General features: G+C 55.3%; 20 protein-coding genes. 18 read left to right on the top strand and 2 right to left on the bottom strand.

The features are described from left to right. Window positions 1-11 precede the first annotated feature (11 nt). Window positions 12-1,340: a TRZ/ATZ family hydrolase gene (locus R0135_RS06850; RefSeq protein ID WP_407349509.1), complete on the bottom strand. Its 1,329-nt coding sequence runs from the start codon at window positions 1,338-1,340 to the stop codon at window positions 12-14. A 216-nt stretch (window positions 1,341-1,556) separates the two neighbouring features. On the opposite strand from R0135_RS06850, the gene gyrA reads away from it, so the two are divergent. The 18 genes from gyrA to R0135_RS06760 all read left to right on the top strand — a co-directional run bounded on the left by gyrA (window position 1,557) and on the right by R0135_RS06760 (window position 21,487). Further along, window positions 1,557-4,214, top strand: a complete 2,658-nt coding sequence (gene gyrA / locus R0135_RS06845; RefSeq protein WP_407349508.1) for a DNA gyrase subunit A — start codon at window positions 1,557-1,559, stop codon at window positions 4,212-4,214. After that, window positions 4,214-5,293 (top strand): 3-phosphoserine/phosphohydroxythreonine transaminase, encoded by a 1,080-nt coding sequence (serC, locus tag R0135_RS06840; protein WP_407349507.1) that lies wholly within the window; start codon window positions 4,214-4,216, stop codon window positions 5,291-5,293. The genes gyrA and serC overlap by 1 nt, the downstream gene beginning before the upstream one ends. A gap of 45 nt (window positions 5,294-5,338) precedes the next feature. Beyond that, window positions 5,339-6,481, top strand: a complete 1,143-nt coding sequence (gene pheA, locus R0135_RS06835) for a prephenate dehydratase (RefSeq protein WP_407349506.1) — start codon at window positions 5,339-5,341, stop codon at window positions 6,479-6,481. Window positions 6,482-6,487: 6 nt separating this feature from the next. Beyond that, the gene (locus R0135_RS06830) at window positions 6,488-7,390 is read left to right on the top strand and encodes a prephenate dehydrogenase (RefSeq protein WP_407349505.1); all 903 of its coding nucleotides are present in this window, start codon (window positions 6,488-6,490) and stop codon (window positions 7,388-7,390) included. Window positions 7,391-7,460: 70 nt separating this feature from the next. Continuing rightward, window positions 7,461-8,771 carry a 3-phosphoshikimate 1-carboxyvinyltransferase gene (gene aroA / locus R0135_RS06825; protein ID WP_407349504.1) on the top strand — a complete coding sequence of 437 codons (1,311 nt, stop codon included), beginning with the start codon at window positions 7,461-7,463 and terminating at the stop codon, window positions 8,769-8,771. After that, the gene (gene cmk / locus R0135_RS06820) at window positions 8,768-9,448 is read left to right on the top strand and encodes a (d)CMP kinase (RefSeq protein ID WP_407349503.1); all 681 of its coding nucleotides are present in this window, start codon (window positions 8,768-8,770) and stop codon (window positions 9,446-9,448) included. The genes aroA and cmk overlap by 4 nt, the downstream gene beginning before the upstream one ends. Before the next feature lie 171 nt (window positions 9,449-9,619). Beyond that, entirely contained in the window at window positions 9,620-11,293 is a 1,674-nt protein-coding gene (gene rpsA / locus R0135_RS06815) for a 30S ribosomal protein S1 (protein ID WP_407349502.1), read from the top strand. A gap of 539 nt (window positions 11,294-11,832) precedes the next feature. After that, window positions 11,833-12,129 carry an integration host factor subunit beta gene (ihfB, locus tag R0135_RS06810; protein WP_271561541.1) on the top strand — a complete coding sequence of 99 codons (297 nt, stop codon included), beginning with the start codon at window positions 11,833-11,835 and terminating at the stop codon, window positions 12,127-12,129. An 11-nt stretch (window positions 12,130-12,140) separates the two neighbouring features. Further along, window positions 12,141-12,446, top strand: a complete 306-nt coding sequence (locus R0135_RS06805; protein WP_407349501.1) for a lipopolysaccharide assembly protein LapA domain-containing protein — start codon at window positions 12,141-12,143, stop codon at window positions 12,444-12,446. Next, on the top strand, window positions 12,439-13,647 hold the full coding sequence (gene lapB, locus R0135_RS06800) for a lipopolysaccharide assembly protein LapB (RefSeq protein WP_407349500.1): 1,209 nt from the start codon (window positions 12,439-12,441) through the stop codon (window positions 13,645-13,647). The genes R0135_RS06805 and lapB overlap by 8 nt, the downstream gene beginning before the upstream one ends. 4 nt (window positions 13,648-13,651) lie before the next feature. Continuing rightward, window positions 13,652-14,356, top strand: a complete 705-nt coding sequence (gene pyrF / locus R0135_RS06795; RefSeq protein ID WP_407349499.1) for an orotidine-5'-phosphate decarboxylase — start codon at window positions 13,652-13,654, stop codon at window positions 14,354-14,356. 299 nt (window positions 14,357-14,655) lie between these two features. Further along, entirely contained in the window at window positions 14,656-14,985 is a 330-nt protein-coding gene (locus R0135_RS06790) for a ComEA family DNA-binding protein (protein WP_407349498.1), read from the top strand. Between the two features lie 143 nt (window positions 14,986-15,128). Continuing rightward, entirely contained in the window at window positions 15,129-16,010 is an 882-nt protein-coding gene (locus R0135_RS06785) for an NAD-dependent epimerase/dehydratase family protein (RefSeq protein WP_407349497.1), read from the top strand. Further along, entirely contained in the window at window positions 16,000-16,980 is a 981-nt protein-coding gene (locus R0135_RS06780) for an MraY family glycosyltransferase (protein WP_407349496.1), read from the top strand. The genes R0135_RS06785 and R0135_RS06780 overlap by 11 nt, the downstream gene beginning before the upstream one ends. Window positions 16,981-17,064: 84 nt before the next feature. After that, entirely contained in the window at window positions 17,065-19,101 is a 2,037-nt protein-coding gene (locus R0135_RS06775) for a polysaccharide biosynthesis protein (protein WP_407349495.1), read from the top strand. Window positions 19,102-19,203: 102 nt separating this feature from the next. After that, window positions 19,204-20,163: a DHH family phosphoesterase gene (locus R0135_RS06770; RefSeq protein ID WP_407349494.1), complete on the top strand. Its 960-nt coding sequence runs from the start codon at window positions 19,204-19,206 to the stop codon at window positions 20,161-20,163. 5 nt (window positions 20,164-20,168) lie between these two features. Further along, window positions 20,169-21,089, top strand: coding sequence for a LysR family transcriptional regulator (locus R0135_RS06765; RefSeq protein WP_407349493.1), 921 nt, complete (start codon window positions 20,169-20,171; stop codon window positions 21,087-21,089). A gap of 71 nt (window positions 21,090-21,160) precedes the next feature. Then, the gene (locus R0135_RS06760) at window positions 21,161-21,487 is read left to right on the top strand and encodes a hypothetical protein (protein WP_407349492.1); all 327 of its coding nucleotides are present in this window, start codon (window positions 21,161-21,163) and stop codon (window positions 21,485-21,487) included. Between the two features lie 88 nt (window positions 21,488-21,575). Here R0135_RS06760 and R0135_RS06755 read toward each other — a convergent pair whose 3' ends face one another. Next, the gene (locus R0135_RS06755) at window positions 21,576-21,992 is read right to left on the bottom strand and encodes a DUF6524 family protein (RefSeq protein ID WP_407349491.1); all 417 of its coding nucleotides are present in this window, start codon (window positions 21,990-21,992) and stop codon (window positions 21,576-21,578) included. Window positions 21,993-22,080 lie beyond the last annotated feature (88 nt).

Raw genomic sequence — 22,080 nt, 5'->3', positions numbered from 1 at the left:
TATTCGCTCTGTTAAATTGCTGCGCTGATCTTGCGGCCCCAGTGCTTTGCCCGTTCCAGAGTGTCATCCAGGTCCAATGTTAGAAGTTGGCGATCTTGCAGTAGCGCCTCACCGGCCACCCAGCTATGAGTGACCTCGCCGCCAGTGCAGGCATACACCAGCTGCGAGAGTGGATTATAGAGCGGCTGGGTCGCAGGTGCAGAGAGATCAACAGCAATGAGGTCCGCCTGCTTCCCCGGTTTGATGCTGCCCACTTCCTGATCGAGACCAAGTGCTATGGCCCCGCCCAGCGTGGCCATGAACAGCGCACGACCAGCGGGCATCACCGTGGGGTCGCCGCTACTGAGTTTGGCCAGAAGAGCGGCGCTATGCATTTCGTTAAACATATTAAGATCGTTATTGCTGGCAGCGCCATCTGTACCCAGCGCGACGTTCACACCCGCCGTCTGCAAATCTCGCACGGGGCAGGTGCCGGATGCGAGCTTCATATTTGACTGAGGACAGTGAATGACCTGCGCGCCTGTTTCCACCAGGCTGGCGATATCCTGCTTGCCCAGAGACGTCATATGAACGCATTGAGTGCGAGGCCCAAGGAGGCCCAGGCGTCTGAGTGTGTCCAGGGGGCGCTCTCCTGTAGCTTCTACATGGCTGAGTACTTCACTGGCGGTTTCGTGCAGATGGATGTGAACGCCCATATCCAGCTCTGCGGCAAACAAGGCGACTTTCTCCAGGGTGGGCACTGATACGGTGTAGGGCGCATGCGGGCCGAAAGCGACACTCAGTCGATCCATGTTTTTGCAGTCATCCCGCAAAGCGAGAGCCTTGCTAATGTAGTCGTCAGGACCTTCTCCCCAGGCCGTCGGGAAATCAAACACCGGGGTCGTTAGTTGGGCCCGCATTCCGGTCTTTCTGCACAGGGAGGCCACAGCCTCAGGGAAAAAGTACATATCACTGAAAGTAGTGGTGCCCGATAGAAGCATTTCGGCCATGGCCAAAGACGTGCCGTCGCGCACGAATTCCTCGCTCACATGTGTAGTTTCTGCGGGCCAGATGTGATTTTCGAGCCAGGGCATTAGCGGTAAATCGTCAGCAAAGCCCCGAAGTAGACTCATGGCCGCATGCCCATGAGCATTGATCAGTCCCGGCAATACCGCATGCCCGGGGAGCACCAGACGCTTGATGCCAGGGTCTTCGGGAAGATCATCGTTTGCGAGCACCGCCTTGATGAGGCCGTTTTCTACCGCAATCGCATGTTCCCTGAGCACCTCGTCACCGGGTTCCATGGGAATAATCCAGCCGGGCTGGATGATGAAATCGGCCGTTAGAGCGGGCTGGTTCATGTCGATAATCTCAAGAGTGCAATGCTGCGGCGCAGGGGCTTTCGGGCCGATTATAGCGCGCAAGTTGGATGCCGCTCAGCCGAGCATTAGCCTGGCTGTGGGCATAGCCTTTGGGGTCTGCAAAAAGGTATACTTGCGGGCTGTTTTTGGGCGTCGCTATGCAGCGCTCCAAACGCCACAAAACACCACCGAACTAACACGACTTCAAGGCGATTTATGGGTGAATTAGCGAGAGAAATCTCTCCCGTCACGATCGAGGACGAACTCAAGCAGTCCTACCTCGATTATGCGATGAGCGTCATCGTGGGACGAGCGCTTCCTGATGTGCGTGACGGCTTAAAACCCGTACACAGGCGCGTTCTTTTTGCGATGAACGAGCTCAACAACGACTGGAATAAACCCTACAAAAAATCAGCGCGGGTCGTGGGTGACGTTATTGGTAAGTATCACCCTCACGGCGATTCTGCGGTTTACGACACTATCGTGCGCATGGCGCAGCCTTTTTCCATGCGCTACACGCTGGTTGATGGGCAGGGTAACTTTGGTTCGGTAGATGGTGATTCGGCAGCGGCCATGCGCTACACCGAAATCCGCATGTCCAAAATTGCCCATGCGCTGCTGTCAGATCTGGATAAAGACACGGTTGACTACGTTGATAACTACGACGGCACCGAACAGATTCCCGTGGTGCTACCGACCCGCGTGCCCAACCTGTTGGTCAATGGCTCTGCAGGTATTGCTGTGGGCATGGCCACCAATATACCGCCGCACAACCTCAAGGAAGTGGTCAACGCCTGTCTTGCGCTGATTAATGACTCTGATATCACCATCGACGATCTCATGCGCTACCTGCCGGGTCCCGACTTTCCCACGGGTGCCATCATCAACGGTCGAGCGGGTATCGTGCAGGCCTACCGCACCGGTCGGGGGCGTATCTATGTGCGGGCGAAAGCAGAAGTTATTACCGACGAAAAGACCGGTCGGGATACGATTATTATTCACGAGATTCCCTACCAGCTGAACAAGGCGCGCCTCATTGAGCGTATTGCTGAGCTTGTTAAAGAAAAGAAACTAGAGGGAATCAGCGAGCTTCGCGATGAGTCAGATAAGGATGGTTTGCGCGTTGTCATCGAGCTGAGAAAAGGCGAGATTGGCGATGTGGTGCTGAACAATCTGTATGCACAGACGTCGCTGCAAAACGTGTTCGGCATCAATATGGTCGCGCTTGTTGATGGCCAGCCGCGGGTTCTTAACCTTAAGGAGATTCTCGAAGCCTTCCTGAGGCATCGTCGTGAGGTGGTCACCCGTCGCACCTTGTATCTCCTGCGTAAAGCGCGAGAGCGGGGCCATGTGCTGGAAGGTCTGGCCATTGCCTTGGCGAATATCGATCGAGTCATTGAGCTTGTGAAGGCATCTCCAAGCCCCGCCGAAGCGCGTGAGAGTCTCCTGGCCCAGTCCTGGATGCCCGGCGAAGTGATGAGTATGTTGGAGCGTGCCGGTGCTGAGGCTTGCCGTCCGGATGAGCTGGAGCCGTTTTATGGCCTGCACGATGGTGAGTATCGGCTTTCTCCTACTCAGGCTCAGGCAATTCTGGACTTGCGTTTGCATCGACTGACGGGCCTTGAGCACGAAAAGCTGCTTAAGGAATATCAGGACAAGTTGGTTGAAATCGCTGATCTTATGGATATTTTGCAGGATCCGGAGCGTCTGCTGGCCGTGATTCGCGAAGAGCTCGAAGAGATTACCGCAGAGTTTGGCGATGATCGCCGCACCGAGATTCGCGACTCTCAGGAAGACCTAACAGCTGAAGACCTTATTACGCCTGAAGATCGCGTGGTGACCCTGTCGCATGGCGGTTATGCGAAAACGCAGCCTCTTGCGGAATACCAGGTGCAGCGTCGCGGCGGCATGGGAAAGGCGGCTTTGTCTGTAAAGGATGAAGACTTCGTCGAGCACCTGCTGATTGCCAATACTCACGATACTCTGCTGTGTTTTAGCAATTTCGGAAAAGTGTATTGGATCAAGGTTTATCAGATTCCCGTGGCTGGACGTACCTCCCGGGGGCGCCCCATGGTCAATCTGCTGCAGTTGGACGAAGGCGAACGCGTGACCTCTATTTTGCCTCTTGAGGAGCACACGGAAGATCGCTTTATCTTTATGGCAACCGCCAATGGCTATGTGAAGAAGACCGATCTTGCGAGCTTTGCGCCGCGTTCTGCAGGTCTTCGAGCGATTGTCCTGGGTGACGATGATGTTCTTGTGGGTACCGCGATCACGGACGGCAGTCAGGATGTGATGCTGTTTTCCAGTGAGGGTAAAGCCACACGATTTTCCGAGAGTGCCGTCAGACCCATGGGTCGCGCCAGTCGCGGTGTTCGGGGGATCAACCTTGCCGATGGGCATCATATGATTTCGCTGCTGGTGCCTGATGCGAGCGGCGCGGTACTCACCGTGAGCGAGAACGGTTACGGAAAACGCACAGCTTCTGATGATTTTCCCACCAAGGGGCGTGGCGGCAAGGGCGTTATCGCCATGGCCAGCTCCGAGCGCAATGGCCGTTTAGTAGGCGCGTTGCAGGTGTTTAGCGGTGACGAGCTCATGCTTATCTCCAATCAAGGCACCCTGGTGCGGACCCAAAGTGATCAGGTGTCCCAGTTGGGACGGAATACCCAGGGTGTTCGTATTATTCGCACCAAAGAGGGTGAAACGCTGGTGCGTGTTGAGCGAATTGTCGAGACTGAAGAGCCGTTGGTCGAAGGTTCTGAAAACGCACAGAGCACTGATGCCGCTGCGAGCACTGAAGCGGCAGCAAGCACTGATGACAGCACTGACAATGTAGAAAACACGGGCAGCACCGAAGGTGGCGACGACTAATGAGCCGGCCTTACAATTTTTGCGCCGGCCCGGCGGTGCTTCCCGAGGCGGTGCTCGAGCGTGCCGCCGCCGAGATGCTCGACTGGCACGGTACCGGCATGTCATTTATGGAGATGAGTCATCGCTCCGCAGATGTTGTCGCGACAGTTGAGGCGGCCGAGGCGGGCCTGCGTCGTTTGTTGGGCATTAGTGACGAGTTCGCCGTGTTGTTCGCTCAGGGCGGCGCGTCGTCTCAGTTTGCGGCCGTGCCACTGAACCTGGGAGCGGGTGCGAAGCCTTTTTCCTATGCAAATACAGGGCAATGGTCGGCAAAGGCTATGGCTGAAGCCCGGCGCTATGGCGATGTTGTAGAAGTTGCTGCGGCCTCAAAGGAGCTTCCCAGGGCCATACCCGCGCAGAATGCGTGGCTAAGTGCTGATGATTCAGCCTACCTGCACTTCACCCCCAACGAAACTATCGATGGTATTGAGTTTCATTGGATGCCAGAGACTGCGGCGCCCATCGTTGCCGATATGTCTTCAACCTTACTGTCTCGTCCGATTGCCGTTGACGATTTCGATGTTATTTATGCTGGAGCGCAGAAGAACATTGGTCCCGCAGGCTTAGTGATACTTATTGTGCGTCGCGAGCTGTACGGCCGAGCAATGAGCGCCTGTCCTTCCATGATGAACTGGGAGGTAATCGACAAGGCGGGCTCCATGCTTAATACGCCGCCGACCTATTCCATTTATCTCGCAGGTCTTGTGTTTGATTGGCTTGAGTCTCAGGGCGGCCTGCCGGCTATGGCTCAGCGCAATCTCAAAAAGGCGACGAGCCTCTATTCAGCTATCGATACAAGTGAGTTCTACGGCAACCCAGTGGCCGTCTCCGATCGTTCATGGATGAATGTGCCGTTTACTCTTGCGGATGCCGAATTGGATAAACTTTTTCTGGCAAACGCCGATGCTGCGGGTTTGTTAAACCTCAAGGGGCATCGTTCCGTAGGTGGGATGCGAGCAAGTATCTATAACGCAATCCCGCAGGCTGCGGTTGATACCCTGATTGATTTTATGCAGGACTTCGAGCGCCAGCACGGCTAGGCGTTCGAGAACCCTCATGTCGCACAACCCGGAAGCCTGCGAGCTATGACTGACGACACTCTGAGCAATCATGCTGATGACCGGGATCTCGCTCAGGTGCGGGCTGATATTGATGCTGTGGACGCCAAAATTCAGGCGCTGATTGCCGAGCGCGCCCGCTGTGCGCAACGGGTCGCCGCTATAAAACTGGATGAGGTACAGGCAGCCCGCGCCCGGGGGGAGCCGGATCAGGAGGTTGTCTACTATCGCCCCGAGCGTGAAGCACAGGTTCTTCGGCGGATCATGGAGCGTGACAGTGGCCCGCTTGAAGGTCCCACTGTTGCTCACGTTTTTCGAGAAATCATGTCGGCCTGTCTGGCACTGGAAAAACCGTTGCAGGTGGCCTACCTCGGACCGGAAGGCACCTTCACGCAGGCTGCAGCTTTAAAGCACTTTGGCCATGCTGCAGTTTGCGTTCCGCAGGTCACCATCGACAGTGTATTTTCTGAAGTAGAGTCCGGACACTGTAACTACGGCATTGTCCCGGTAGAGAACTCTACGGAGGGTATGGTTAGCCATACTCTGGATAGTTTTATCGACTCGCCGTTAAAAATCGCGGGCGAAGTGGAGATGCGCATCAGTCATCACCTGCTCGCGTCTCCTGGAACCCGGATGGACGATGTGACGCGCATTTGTGCGCATCAGCAGGCGCTGGCTCAGTGCCGAAACTGGCTGGATGGGCACTGGCCGAAGATTGAGCGCCTGGCCGTCAGTAGTAATGGTGAGGCAGCGCGCATGGCCGCCGAGAATCCCGGGACCGCCGCGATCGCCGGAGACATGGCCGCGGAGGCCTATCATCTGGATCGGCTGGCGGAGCATATAGAAGATGCTGCGGACAACACCACGCGGTTTTTGGTGATAGGGCGCAGTGAAGTTCCTCCCAGTGGGCAGGACAAAACGTCTATTGTTGTCTCCAGCCGCAACAAACCCGGAGCTTTGTTCACGCTTTTGGATCCTTTTCGCCGACATGGCGTTAGCCTCACACGTATCGATACCCGTCCCTCGCGCACTGAAAAGTGGGCTTATGTCTTTTTCATAGAGTTTGAAGGGCATGTACAGGACCCGGCGGTGCTCGAAATTATGCGTGAACTTGAGGAGCAGTCGATTTTGCTCAAGCCTTTGGGGTCCTACCCCCGCGGTGTGCTTTGAGTTTCTATGGTGAGTGACCCCCGGCGCTATGCAATAGGTTTTGTTGGACTTGGCTTGATTGGCGGCTCCCTTGCTCTCGCGCTTAAAAAAGCGGGTTTCGCATCTTCGGTAATCGCCTGGGATAGTGACCCTTCGGTGCTAGAGCGAGCGGCGCACTTGGGTGTGATCGATGCCGCGGCGCATAGTGTTTCGGCCTTGATGCAGTCGGTAGAGATTGCCGTTCTGGCCTGCCCAACGCAGGCCTGTGAACCTTTGATTTTGGATATGCTAAACGACTCCGGCAGCGCAATTTGCGTAACCGATGTCGCCAGTGTTAAGGGCGAACTATATCGGGCTGTGGTCGATGCAGCGCCCAAGTCGGCTGCAATCTACGTTCCAGGACACCCCATAGCGGGGTCTGAGCGCTCGGGTGTGGCAGCTGCTGATGCCGCTTTATTTGAACGCCACCGCGTCATTCTTACGCCTGACAGCAACACGGACCCTTTAGCTCTTGGCCTTGTGCAAAAGCTTTGGGCTGCTGCGGGGGCCACCGTGCAGTGTATGGATGTGCTTGAACACGATCAGCTGCTTGCCGCGACCAGTCACTTACCGCATGTGCTTGCCTATGCCCTGGTGGACGCGCTCGCACAGTCACCGATTCGCGAGGACATTTTTCGGTTTGCGGCGGGAGGTTTTCGAGATTTCACGCGAATCGCGTCCAGCGATCCGGTGATGTGGCGAGATATCGCGTTGGCAAACAGAGATGCCTTGCTTGCCGCCATGGACGATTTTTGTACCCGCCTGGAGGCGTTGCGCAGCTCTATTGCAGCTCGTGATGGCGCAGCCTTGGAGAGCACCTTTCGCTCAGCGAAGACCGTGAGGGATGAGTTCGCCAGGGATTTGGCGCTGCGTGATAGCGGCAGCTCATGAGTAACTTGAGCAGGATATAGTGACCAGCACCGGCAGAGAGCCTTATCCGGTTTAAAGGAGATATGACAGCGTGGAATTTTTGGTAGCCCCCGGAGGCAGTATTCACGGCGAGGCACGGGTCCCTGGCGACAAATCGATTTCGCATCGCTCGGTAATGCTGGGTGCTTTAGCCACTGGGGAAACCTCGGTTACCGGGTTTTTGCAGGGCGAAGATGCGCTTGCCACGGTAGCTGCGTTTCGAGCACTGGGCGTGGAGATTGATGGCCCCAGGAAGGGTGCTCTGCGCATTCGGGGCGTGGGCCTTGAGGGACTTCGGGCAGCACCTTCGAGCCTGGATATGGGTAACTCCGGTACCAGCATGCGATTGCTTGCCGGGATACTCGCTGGGCAAAGCTTTGCTAGCGAGCTTGTGGGAGATACTTCATTAATGGGGCGGCCGATGCAGCGGGTGATCACCCCGCTTACGCGCATGGGTGCTGTGATTGAAGCCGGCGATGGTGGCAGACCGCCTTTGCGGATCGCCGGAGGGTCAAAATTGCATGGCATTCACTATGATTTGCCCATGGCCAGTGCGCAGGTTAAATCCTGTGTCCTTCTCGCAGGTCTGTTTGCCGATGGCGAGACTTCCGTGACCGAACCAGCGCCGACTCGAGATCATACGGAAAGAATGCTGCGGGGCTTTGGCTATGATCTGGAATCGCAAGATGGTTCTGTAAAACTCCATGGTGGGGGCGAACTGCGCGGCTGTGAGATTGATGTTCCCGCTGATATTTCATCGGCTGCTTTTCTGCTGGTGGCGGCAAGTATCGCGCCGGGCTCTGAACTGCTGTTGACCCATGTGGGAGTCAATCCCACACGCACGGGTGTGATCAGTATTTTGCGCCTCATGGGGGCGGATATTACCGTCAGCAATGAACGTGAGGTTGGCGGAGAACCGGTAGCAGATATTCTGGTGCGCTCTGCTGTGCTTAAGGGTATTGATATTCCCCGGGATCTGGTGCCGCTTGCCATAGACGAATTCCCCGTACTCTTTATAGCGGCGGCCTGCGCTGAGGGCCGGACGGTCTTGCGCGGCGCAGAGGAGTTGCGGGTTAAAGAAAGTGATCGTATAGCGAGCATGGCCGAGGGCTTAACAACGCTTGGCATACGCAACGAGGTTCTCGACGACGGAATTATCATCGACGGTGGCACTCTGTCCGGGGGCACGATCAGAACCTTTCATGACCATCGCATTGCGATGTCTTTTGCGGTGGCGGCCTTGCGGGCCGAGGCGCAAATCAGAATTCTTGATTGTGACCACGTAGCGACATCTTTCCCGGGCTTTGATTCCCTGACGCGTGGCCTTGGGCTACAGATCGCTTCTCGAGATGCTGGCGAGTGACTGTTCCGGTCATTACTGTCGATGGCCCCGGCGGAGCAGGGAAGGGGACTCTCTCTTATAGTCTTGCCCGTGAGTTGGGCTGGCATATGCTTGATAGTGGTGCCTTATATCGCGTGACGGCGCTAGCGGCCCTGCGCAGTGCTACCGAGATCAGCGATGAATTGGCTGTTGCGAGGATAGCCCGGAGTCTCAAGTTGAGCTTTATCCCCGCTGCGGAAGGTTTAACGCAGGTTCTGCTGGATGGCGAGGATATAAGTGCGGCAATTCGTACTGAATCATGCGGCGCGGCGGCGTCGAAAGTGGCGGCCATGGGAGAAGTGCGTGCCGCTCTGCTGGAGCGCCAGCGCCAGATGGCCATAGCTCCCGGTCTGGTGGCCGATGGCCGGGATATGGGCACGGTAGTTTTCCCTGCGGCGCCCCTGAAAATCTTCCTCACAGCGAGTGCCGAAGCCCGTGCAGAACGGCGCTATCTTCAGTTGATGGAAAAAGGCGAAAGTGTTACCCTCGCGCGCCTTCTCGAGACCATCGAGGAGCGGGACTCACGCGATAGGAATCGGGTGGAGTCCCCGCTGGTACCCGCTGACGATGCCTTAGTCATTGATAGCACTGGTATTTCGGCAAGTGCGGTGCTCGACACCGTGCTCCGGGAAGCACGTAACAGACAGCTGATTAGCTAATTTACTGTTGCGAGATTTCCGGGCTTATGCCGACCTAAATCTCTTGAATTGTTTGCTTTTGGTGAAACTAGATCCAGCACCGTTTCATCAAGGCTTTATTGAAACAGGAGTCGTTCCTGCTGGAGGAGCGGCGGGCGCTTAGCGCCAACCCAACATACAGGTAGCTACGTAATGAGCGAATCCTTCGCTGATCTTTTTGAAGAAAGCCTTAAGACCGTCGATATGCAGCCCGGCGCCATTGTCACCGGTGTAGTAATCGATATCGACAACGAGTGGGTCACCGTGCACGCGGGACTCAAGTCCGAGGGTGTGATTCCCCGGGAACAGTTCATTGATGCGGCAGGTGAATGTAACCTGAGCATTGGTGACGAAGTGCAGGTTGCGCTCGAAACGGTTGAAGACGGATTTGGTGAGACCAAACTGTCCCGTGAAAAAGCCAAGCGTGCAGAGTCCTGGAAAGATCTCGAAGCAGCCTTTGCCGCTGAAGAAGTGGTTAAGGGTGTTATCAATGGCAAGGTCAAAGGTGGCTTTACTGTTGATGTTAATACTATCCGTGCGTTCCTTCCCGGCTCGCTTGTGGATGTGCGCCCCGTACGTGACACCGCACATCTTGAAGGCAAAGAGCTGGACTTCAAAGTCATCAAGCTTGATCAGAAGCGCAACAACGTTGTCGTTTCTCGCCGCGCGGTCATGGAAGCGGCTAACAGCGTTGAGCGCGATGCTCTGCTTGCCGGTCTCCAGGAAGGTCAGTCTATTAAGGGTGTGGTCAAGAACCTCACTGACTACGGCGCCTTTGTTGATCTGGGTGGCGTTGATGGTCTGCTGCACATCACTGATATGGCATGGAAGCGTATCAAGCATCCGTCTGAGATCGTAGAAGTCGGTCAGGAACTGGATGTTAAAGTCCTTAAGTTCGATCGCGAGCGTAACCGCGTGTCTCTGGGTCTTAAGCAACTGGGTGAAGATCCCTGGGTTGAGATCACTGGTCGCTACCCAGAAGGTAGCCGCGTAATGGCGAAAGTCACAAATCTTACGGATTACGGTTGTTTTGCCGAGATCGAAGAGGGTGTCGAAGGCCTGGTTCACGTATCCGAGATGGATTGGACTAACAAGAACGTACACCCGTCCAAGATTGTTCAACTTGGTGATGAAGTTGAGGTCATGGTTCTGGATATCGACGAAGAGCGTCGTCGTATCTCACTGGGTATCAAACAGTGCCAGCAGAACCCATGGGATGCGTTTGCTTCAGGCGCAACCAAGGGCGACCGAATCTCTGGTGTCATTAAGTCCATCACCGATTTCGGTATCTTTATTGGTCTCGAGGGCAATATCGACGGACTGGTTCACCTGTCGGACATCAGCTGGAACGAAACGGGTGAAGAAGCCGTTCGTAACTACAAGAAAGGCGATGAAATCGAGACAGTTATTCTCTCGGTTGATCCAGAGCGCGAGCGCATCTCATTGGGCGTCAAGCAACTCGAAGATGATCCTTTCAGCAACTACATTGCGGTGAACGATCGCGGCAGCATCGTAACGGGCGAAGTGATCGAAGTTGATCCCAAGTTCGTCACTGTGAAGTTGGCCGAAGAAGTTGAGGGAATCCTCAAGGCAGCCGATATCAGCCGTGAGCGCGTAGAAGATGCACGCAGCGAGTTCAAGGTTGGCGATACTGTCGAAGCCAAGATTATCTCTGCTGATCGTAAGAATCGTGGCTTGGCGCTGTCGATCAAGGCGAAGGACTTTGACGACGAGAAAGAGGCCGTTAAATCCTTGAAGGACGAGGCTGAAGCATCTTCACCGGGAACTATTGGTGATCTGATCAAGGCCCAGATGGGCGGTCAGTGACAGCTAAAATCGATCAACGCTGATCACAGCGTTGTTTGACTCAAAGGGGCCTTAGGGCCCCTTTTTTGTTGCCTGTCACAGATTTTTCGGACGTTCTGGGCGATTCGACCCCGCTTCACTCGAGCTGCTCGCGCATCTCCATCGGCACCACAGTTTTAAACAACGCGCTCGACGGACGCTCGAGCAAAACGGCGCCGAACCGCCATGTGTCGTCAGGCATGTGGCACTGATGAGGCGAGGCGGGCGGCAGTCCTGTGAGCGTCCGTCGAGCGCGTCTAACAGTGCTGAAGCTTTTCTGGAGATGCGCGAGCAGCTCAGAGGACTGCTGTCTGTCTAGCCGCTTTCAATCGTCGCAATTGCAAACGAGCAGCTCGGGAAATGTAAATTTTCCATAAAAAATAAGACGTTGCGTGATTTCAGGGAAGCGTCCACAATAACGTCAAAAGGCGTAGTGAGCTGTGAGCGATTGTGCTCCACTCTCGGGAGCGCTCTATATCCGCCACGCAAGCGGACCCGCTAAAGGTTGGGACTGACCCAAAATGACGAAAAGTGAACTAATAGAAGCTATAGCCTTGAAGCAGAGCCAGCTATCTACAAAAGACGTAGAGTTGGCCGTGAAAACAGTGATTGAGCAGATGTCGCACTCACTGAGCAGTGGTGGACGCATCGAAATACGGGGCTTTGGCAGTTTCTCTTTGCACTATCGAGAGCCTCGCCGCGGACGTAACCCAAAAACCGGTGATGCCGTGGAGCTCACCGGAAAGTACGTCCCTCACTTCAAGCCCGGTAAAGAATTGAGAGATCGCGTAAACCTTGGTCTTCAGGCTGGTCTCTGAGTGCGGTTTTGATGGGCTTTATTCGTAAGTTGTTTGCTCTGATTCTGGCGGTGGCCATGGCTGCTGTGGGCGTGTTGTTTGCGCTACAGAACGCTGAACCTGTGCCCTTGGACGTATTGATTATGATTCTTCCTCCGCACAGCCTGGCGCTATGGGTACTTGGTGCACTGGCACTGGGAGGCGTGCTTGGTCTTTTACTCTCGTCCATTGCGGTGCTCCGCCTGCGAGCCCGACTTATGTCGGCTCGTCGTCAGTTAGCCAATAGCCAGGCAGAGATGGATAAATTGCGAGTTAAGGGCCTGGCTACGCGTGAATGAAGCGCTGGTTTTCTTGTTATTGTTTGCCGCAGTTGCCTGCGGCTGGTGGCTGGGTCGCAGAAGTCTAAGCGGCGTCTCGGATAGCGCCTCCGGCCCCCCCAGCCAATACTATCGCGGGTTGAATTACCTTCTTGATGGTCGTCCGGATGGTGCAGTCGATCAATTCATTAGTGCTTTGGAGGTCAACAGTGAAACACTGGAGACACATATCGCACTGGGTAATGTGCTTCGTAGGCGCGGTGAAGTTGATCGCGCTATTAGAATTCATCAGAACCTGCTTGCGCGCCCCAATCTTCCGCGCTCACAAATGCACATCGCTCACCTTGAGCTGGCCAGAGATTACATTTCCGCGGGTTTGTTGGATCGCGCCGAGACGCTCCTGCTCGATTTGGTAGCAGAGTCAGACGAACAGCGCGATGTCAGTCGCCAGTATCTTGTAGAAATCTACCGCTCCGAAAGCGAGTGGCAGCGAGCGATTGACGAAGCCCAGGCCCTGCTTCCCAAGCGTAGCCTCTTACGTGGTGAGCCCCCGAGCTCGCAACTTTCAGGTCAGCCCATGGCCATACAGCTGGCACATTTTTACTGCGAGTTTGCCGTTGAACAGGCACAGGAAGGTAAGCTCGAGGAGGCTAGACGGCTCTTGCAGAACGCTTTGCAAAGTGACCCGGCTTGTGCCCGTGCGTCGCTGGAATTAGGACGCTTTGAGGGGGCGGCGGGCAACCACAGACTTGCCATAGATGCCTTAACCAGAGTGGTTGAGGAGCACGCGGAATTTCTGCCCGAGGCTATACCGGCACTGCGGGAGTGTTATGCAGCACTTGGCGAGGAACAGGCATTATCGACCTACCTCAGACGCTGCCTTGATGAGCATCCCTCGACGCCTCTTATGATTGCCGTGGCTGATGACATTCATCGCGACGAGGGTAACGCGGCGGCACACAAATTTTTGGCTGAACGTTTGGCGCAAGGCCCCTCGTTACGGGGTCTGCTCAGATTGATCCGGATACAGCAAGAAGAAAAGCAGGGGGTCCCGGGAGACTCGCTGTCTATGTTGAGTATCTTGCTTCATCGACTCATCGAAGTCCGTCCTGCCTATCGCTGCGATCACTGCGGCTTCTCTGCGCGGCACTTGCTGTGGTTTTGCCCGGGCTGCAAGTATTGGGGGACTTTTCGGACCATTCGCACAGCAGAAACGGAGTAATGCTATGAGTACCTCTTCGCCGGTCATCGTGGCCCTGGATTACCCACAGATGACGCCGGCTCTGGAGCTTGCAGCATCTTTGGATCCTGGGGCCTGCCGGCTCAAAGTGGGTAAAGAGTTGTTTACGGCCGCGGGGCCCGTGTTGGTTGAACGCTTGCAGTCTATGGGCTTTGAAGTATTTCTCGACCTCAAGTTCCATGATATTCCCAACACCGTAGCTGGCGCGCTACGCAGTGCTGCTTCCCTTGGTGTCTGGATGGCGAACATTCACGTCAGCGGAGGACGTCGCATGCTCGAGGCTTCTGTAGAGGCGTTGTCTGGTGTGTCCGCGCCACCACTACTGATTGGAGTAACCGTGCTGACGAGTATGGATACACAGGATTTCAGGGAGCTTGGCTTTGGGAATGCTTTGCCTGAACAGGTGCTGCGACTGGCGGCACTTGCCAAGGATTGCGGGCTTGGGGGTGTTGTGTGTTCTGCGCAGGAAGCCAGTATCTTGAACGAGCAGTTAGGCTCGGATTTTGCGCTGGTGACGCCCGGTATTCGCCCGGCAGGCGCAGCGCAGGATGACCAGCGTCGTGTGCTCACGCCGGCAGAGGCCATGGCTGCCGGCTCCAGCTACCTGGTGGTGGGTAGACCCATTACTCGAGCCGAGGATCCGGCGGCCGCGTTGCATGCCATTAATGAGTCGCTGCAGCTATCGCTTTGAAGGCGTTCGGCCCGATGTGACCAGAAAGAGCGTGCCCAGCGGTAGCGGTGTTAGTCTCTTTGGGTGGCCGGAATACAGACGGTTTTCCGGCTCAAGTGTGGCTTCAAGATAGGTAGCTAGCTGCCCTTATCAGGGTGCCACCAATCAAGCTGATCACGCGATGACAAGGAGGTCTCACCGTGAAATACACCAAAACTATTCGTTCAGTTTTACTCTACCTGCACAATCAACCCTTCGCACAAACTTCGCAACAATCCTGCAAAAAATCCCCGGTACGGTCACCGACGCAAGGTGCAGTCATGCGCCGGTATTTATGGATGACCTTGTTTGCGGTTGGTGCGCATTTGTCGATACAAAGCTCACCGGTGCTGGCCCAAACTGTAGCCGAAGAGATGCGCGAGTCCGCGGTCGTTGGCAACAAGGCAGTCGCGGCAACGGTAAATATTAATACTGCTTCCGCTGGGGACTTAGCCAGCAAGCTTAACGGCATTGGTGGCAGCAAGGCACAGGCCATTGTGCGGTACAGAGAACAGTTCGGCCCCTTTGAGTCGGTAGATGAGTTGTCTGAGGTCGCTGGTATTGGTGCGTCGACTGTCGAGCGAAATCGCAGCTTGCTGAGCACAAAATAGCAGCTATTACCGCGTTTTGGGGGCACTGCCCCCTTTATTTCTTGGCGCCATACGCGCACCATTCTGGCGCTACGATTCGTTGGAGAGCTTAAGGCGTGCATTGCCTGGTAACAGGAGCAAGTGGATATATTGGGCGTGCACTATTGCCGGTCCTTGCCGAGCAGGGACATCGGCTGAGTGCCCAGTATTGTCGAGGCGCTGTTTCAGCACTTTCGGATGCACAGCTAGATTTGCTCGAATGTGATTTCGCTGCCGGTCAGGTGGATCTGAATCTTGAAGGTATAGACCTTGTCTTTCATCTGGCGGGCATTGCTCATCAGCGCGCCGATGTTGCGGCCTATCAAAACGTAAACGTGGATGCGCCCTTGGCTCTGGCTGAGCAGGCGCTTGCGGCGGGAGTGAAACGCTTCGTGTTTGTCAGCAGCGTGAAAGCGCAAGCGGCGCAATACGATGAACATGGCGCATTAATCCCAGTCTCTGAATCGCGTAACCCCTATGCGCAGTCCAAGGCGCTTGCAGAGCAGGGTTTACAGGAGATTTGCCGCAATTCCAGTCTTGAGCTTTTTATTGTGCGTCCTGCTTTGGTGTACAGCGAGCATGCCTTGGGGCATCTACGTTGGTTGCGCCGCTGGGCAGCCTGGCATCTGCCTACACCACCCGCAGGTGGTGGGCGCAGCATGATTGCGTTGGATGATCTTGTACGCCTTCTGACCATGCTGGTCGCCCAACCGGTACACGCACCGTCAGTTATCACTGTCACGGACAATGAAAGCTACAGCACAGTGCGATTGCATGCTGCTTTTTGCAAAGCCATGGGCCGACGACCCTGGTTGCCATCACCTCCTGTGGTTGTTTGGCGAAGCTTTTGTAGTCTGTGGGACATGATGCGTAACGACGAGTTGGGAGCCACCTGGGCACGTATGGCCGCCGATGAGCGTTACCTCAGTTCGGGGTTAGATAGCATAGGTTTTCGGCCCTCCCTGAATTTTGAAGCAACCTTGAGTGTCGTTGGCGATGCAGCTTAGCTTCGGACTTTTGGCGTTGGCGCTGAGCCTTATCTGCACAGCGATATACCTCCCGTTGGCGCGGCAATTACGCTTTCTCGATGCGCCCAATCATCGCAGCGCACACGCTGTGATAACTCCCAGTTCTGGCGGACTGGCTGTGGTCATCGCTATTGCGATGACTTTGTGTGTTGCACAGCTGTCCGGCGGGGCACTGTATGGAAATGCCGAGCGCTTGATGTTGCTGCTGCTGCTGGGGCTCTGTGCTTTGGGTGCCTGGGATGATCGGCATCCCTTACCGGTCTATCTTCGTCTACTGATGTTTTTCTTAGTCGCTAGTGCAGCTATGTCGGCCTACCTCGACCTGCCGTTTACGTCGCTGTGGCTTTTGCCTGCACTCATGCTGGGGCTTGCCTGGCTCATAAACCTTTACAATTTTATGGATGGGATCGATGGCCTTGCAGCTTTGCAGGTAGTGATGGTTGCCGGGGCTATGCTTGGACTTGGCTTCATTACTGGCGCCAGTAACGAGTTTCTGATCCTGTGCGCGACCACTGCAGGCGCATATGGTGGCTTTCTGGTCTTTAACTGGCCTCCGGCAAAGTTGTTTATGGGTGATGCGGGTAGTCTCAGTGCTGGTCTGCTGCTGGGCTGGCTGGGGCTCTGGTCCTGGCGGGATGAATTCATGCCGCTGGTAGTTTGGTTCCTGTTGATGAGCCCCTTTTTGTTAGATACGGGTATTACCCTGCTTGTCAGGGCCTACAAAGGTCAGCGGCTCACAGAGGCGCATAGTAGTCACTGTTATCAGCGTTTGGCGCGGCATTGGGGTTCACATCGCCGGGTAGATTATGCGCTTGTGATATTGCACGGTGTCTGGTTGATCCCGCTGGCCCTGGTGGGCGTTTTTAGCACGCTGCCTCAATGGACGTTAATGCTCCTAGGCTTATTCCCGCAACTCTTACTCATAGCGAAATTGCGTCGTTTCACGTAAGCTTCGGTTCCAAAGTCGGCACGAAATACAGCGTTTCAAATTAGAAGCCGACAGGCGCATAACCAGCGCGGAGTGAGAATAGCATTGAATAAACCGGTCAAAAATCTGGTGGCAAAAGTGCGCGCAGTGGTGGACATTCCCGTCCAGCTGATTCTGCGTATTGTAGAAGTGCCTAGAAACGTTAAGCAGGCCATGGTCCTAGGTGTGGACATGGCGTTTGTCGCACTGTCTCTCATCGTCGCTTTTGGTTACCCCTTTGCATCGTTTTCTCAGCCGCCGGGCAGTGTGGAGTTGTTTTGCGCTGTGCTCACGATGCTCGCCAGCGCGGTGGTGTTCCTGCGTATGGGACTGTACCGGGCCATCATTCGCTTCATGGGTCAGCAGGCCATTTGGACGATCATCCAGGCGGTGAGCTACTCCACATTGGCCCTCGGTGCGGCAATCTTCTTCACGCAGGCTGACGTGCCACGTTCCATGCCCTTCGTTTACTGGGCTATGGCGATGTTCACCATTGGTGGGTCACGCCTGATTGTCCGAGCCGGGTATCAGGCCAGGCTGCGGTCCAGTAGCAAGAATGTTCTGATTTATGGTGCGGGAGAATCCGGTCGTCAACTGCTGACTGCTTTGCACCACGGGGATCAGTATCGCGTAGTGGCGTTTGTGGATGATGACCCTCGGGCGCAACATGCCGTCATCAACGGTCTACAGGTTGTTTGGCCGCGAGATCTCGAGCGCTTGATTGAGCAGCACGCTATTACCCAGGTTCTTTTGGCTATTCCCTCTGCCTCCGCCGAGCGGCGGCGCGAAATTATCAATTCGCTGGTAGGACTGCCCGTGCACGTGCGCACGGTACCCAAGATTAACGAATTGGTAGGCGGGGCAGCGGTAGTCAGCCAGATTCAGGATATCGATCTGGATGATCTTTTGGGCCGTGATCCCGTCCCACCCCATCCTGAGCTTATTGATCGATGTATTACCGGCAAAGTGGTTATGGTCACCGGCGCCGGAGGGTCTATTGGGGCTGAGCTCTGTCGGCAGATTCTTGAAGCCAATCCCAAGCAAATAGTGCTGCTGGATAACTCCGAATACGCGCTCTATCGTATTGAGCGGACGCTCAAAGAGATGCTCGCCAGACTTCAGATACACGTAGATACAGTGTGTTTGCTCGGGTCCGTTCGGGACCAGCGGCGCATGGAGACCATATATCGCACTTTTGCCGTACAGACCGTGTATCACGCTGCGGCCTACAAGCATGTCCCTATGGTGGAGCATAACGTTGCCGAGGGCGTGGCAAACAATGTCTTTGGTACCTGGCATGCGGCAGAAGCAGCACGTCTGGCCAATGTTGAGACGTTTGTACTTATTTCTACGGACAAAGCCGTGCGACCCACGAATATTATGGGAGCCTCGAAGCGCTTTGCCGAGTTGATTTTGCAGGGTCTTGCGGGCGAAGAGAGTTCTACACGGTTTTGTATGGTTCGTTTCGGTAATGTTCTGGGATCTTCAGGCTCGGTCGTGCCGCTGTTTCGGGAGCAAATCGAAGCGGGCGGACCCGTCACTGTGACGCATCCCGAAGTGTCTCGTTACTTTATGAGCATTCAGGAAGCTGCACATCTGGTGCTGCAAGCCAGTGCCATGGGTACCGGGGGCGATGTTTTTGTGCTGGATATGGGCGAGCCCGTGCGCATCGTGGATTTAGCGAAACGCATGATTCGTTTGAGCGGACATGAAGTAGGCGCCGGGCGTGACGATCTTGATGCGGTAGACATCGAGTTCATTGGTTTACGACCGGGCGAAAAACTCCATGAAGAGCTGCTTTTGGGGTCATCTGTCAGCGGTACCGGGCATCCTATGATCATGCGTGCGGAAGAGGAATGCCTCTCCCACGGGCAGGTATGTGTGGCTATCAAGGAGCTAATGCTGCGTTGTGACGGTATGGATTGTCAGGGCATTACACAGGTTCTTCGTGAGTCCGTCAGTGGTTTTGCGAACCATGAGATTCGCCACGATCATATTTGGGTTAAGCAGGGGCGTGCGGGTAAGCGCCGTGCCATTGCAGCAGACATCGAAGTTGCCAATGTGAAAAAGCTGTTTCCGGACGCGGCGGGCGACGCCAGCTAGCGCGAGCTTGCAACGTTCCGAGCGTCTATTTTGTAGATCGTCTTTTACCGAAGGCGAGTCTCTTGCCTCGACCCCCTTCACAACTCTATGCATACTGAGCCCATGAAAAACTTTGATGTGTTTAATGGCGATGCCGATGGCATCTGCGCACTCCTGCAACTGCGTCAGGCAATGCCTCTGGATGCGGAGCTGCTAACCGGCGTAAAACGCGATATCCAGCTCCTGGATCGGGTCGCTCCCGAGGGCGTTGGTCGTGTCACCGTGTTGGACGTGTCTCTGGACAAGAACCGCCAGCCCCTTGAAGCCTTGCTACAAGCCGGTGCGCATTTGTTTTATTGCGACCACCACTTCGCCGGTGACATCCCCGAGCATCCCAATCTCGAGGCCTTGATCAATACTTCACCGGATGTCTGTACCAGCCTTCTGGTCAATGGCCACTTGCGCGGCGCCTTTGCGCATTGGGCCGTGGTAGGCGCATTTGGCGATAATCTGGACGAGAGCGCCATGGCCGTTGCGAGAACACTTGACCTTGATGCAGACACGGTTGATTTGTACAAGCGTCTGGGCACCTACGTGAATTACAACGGCTATGGTGCTGTGCTCGAGGATTTGCACTTTCATCCTGCGGAGCTTTATCAATTGATGCTTGGCTACACCGAGCCCCGGTCGTTTGTGAAGGATGCCGTATCAAGTTTCGAAAGACTTGAACAAGGCTATGAAGGTGATATGAGTAGTGCGGCGGACCTCTTGCCCGAGTGGGAAAGCAAATCTGCGGCGCTTTTTGTGCTGCCCGATGCTTCCTGGGCGCGTCGGGTGAGCGGTGTTTATGGCAACGCGCTAGCCAACGCGACACCAGCGCGCGCGCATGCCGTGCTGACAAGAAAATCCCATGGCGGATATCTTGTGAGCGTTCGAGCCCCTCTCGAAGACAAGCGCGACGCGGATACCTTATGCCGCCAGTTTGAGACCGGCGGTGGCCGCGCAGCCGCGGCGGGTATCAATGAGCTTCCGAGCGACCAACTCAGTACATTTATAGATGCATTCTCGGCAATCTACCGCTGACGCTTATGGATTGGGATGATCTAAAGATTCTTTTGGCCTTATCGCGGAAACGTTCCGCCCGGGGGGCTGCACAGCTTCTTGGCGTCAGTAACTCGACGGTGACGCGACGTTTGGATGATTTCGAACGCGATCTTGGTTCGCGTTTGTTCGATCGTACGCCAGAAGGCTATCGCATGACCCAGGCCGCGGAGAACCTTCTGCCCACCGCAGAGCATGTCGAGGAACTCATGCTGGCGGCGGAACGCAAGGTCACTGGAACAGACCAGGAGTTGGAGGGAACGATTCGTCTGACGCTTCCGCCGGCGAGCGGTTTTAATGTCCTGATGCCACGTCTCGCTCAGTTCGCAAAGGACTATCCGGGGATCGATTTGGAGATTATCAGTAGTCCGGATGCTCTGGATTTGGGTCGTCGTGAAGCGGATATTGCGATTCGTGTGTTTCGCACGGGAACGTCACCCCCGGACAGTCTGATTGGTCGCAAAATTTCGGGTATGACGGCGTCGGCTTACGTCCACCGAGACCTTCTCAATCCTGATAATCCCGAGGATGTTAGCCATCTCACCTGGATTGGTCTGCACAGCACTACTTATGACGATTCCTGGAAAAAGCTGTGTAAAAACGGTCACTTGCCTGTCCATCACGCGGTATCTGCTTTCATTTTGCAGGTAGAGGCTGTGCGCTCCAAGATGGGTATGATGTTCGCACCCTGTGCCATGTTCAGAGATCACCCAGAGGTTGTTAGAGTCCCCGGAGAAGAGGTGCACCACTATTTCGATCTTTGGGTTTTGACACACAAAGACCTGCGCTTGTCGGCCCGTATGCGCATCCTTCGTGAGATTCTGGCAGAGGAGCTGTCGGAGCTACGTCCCTACTTTGATAGTTGCTGCGACCTTGAAGATGGTGTTGCAAAATCGCAGCGAGCTTAGTCAATTACGGTCATAACGCTTCATTTTCGGAGTGGCTATAGTGTCTCCCATCAACCACTAGGAGACATCCCATGAAGAAAGTTATTGTTTCAAGCATCGGAATCATTCTTGCCGCAGGTGCTGTATCGGCGTTTGCGGGCAAGGCAGATCGCGAAAACCTTGCTCAGTGCAAAGCTGACATTGAGTCCTACTACGGAGACAGCACCCGCACACGGCTTCGCAGCATCAAGCGCAGCTCTGGCGAGACGCACCTGCGTCTTATGGTTAATCCGAAGGACGGAGAAAACACCGTAATCGTTTGCTCAGTCGACAACGATGGCGCGAGCACCCTGGCAACGGGTGACGGTGTTGCTCTGACAATGCCGACAGCTGAGCAGAAGGTCAGCTACGCCAAGTAGGTAAATTGCTTAAACCCCGCGGGAGCCCCATGGAGCGACCGCATTGTCCCGGGACTTGGTGTCCCGGGTTTTTTTTGTCCGATCGGTTTTAGTCTTCGACGTCGTCCACATCCAGCTGCCCACTGAGTCTGCGTCTGATATGCGACCAGGACATCCCGGCAGCGAGCAGCAGTGATACGAGCAGAAGGGCCAGCCATGTCAGGGCGCCTGTGGCTTCGGTGCTCAGTAAACCAAGATCAATGAACAGCCAGATCATGCAGCCGAAGAGTGCCGCTCCCAGGGTGATACCCAGCCATCCCAGAGAATTAAAGGTTGCGCGGAGGTAGACCAGCCAGGCGATGAGTAAGGCAACGCCTAGCAACGCCGGTAAGGGGCCGAAACTGAAGTTCTCAGACATTAGCCAGCCCACATAGGAGAACGCCGTAGGGTTGTAGGTGCCAAAGACCAGGACTAGTGCTGCCAGCCATCTCACCAGAAAGCTGTCGAAACCAAAAGACTTTGCCATAGTGTTTCTCCATTATTATGGCGCTGATTTGGGGGGCAAACTCAAAGCCCTACGCTAGATTAAAGCACTCGCTGAAGCAACGACACAG

The organism is Congregibacter variabilis (assembly GCF_045689235.1).
GTDB lineage: Bacteria > Pseudomonadota > Gammaproteobacteria > Pseudomonadales > Halieaceae > Congregibacter > Congregibacter variabilis.
Note: the sequence above shows the minus strand (reverse complement) of the source record. Positions and strands in the feature narration are given on the sequence as shown.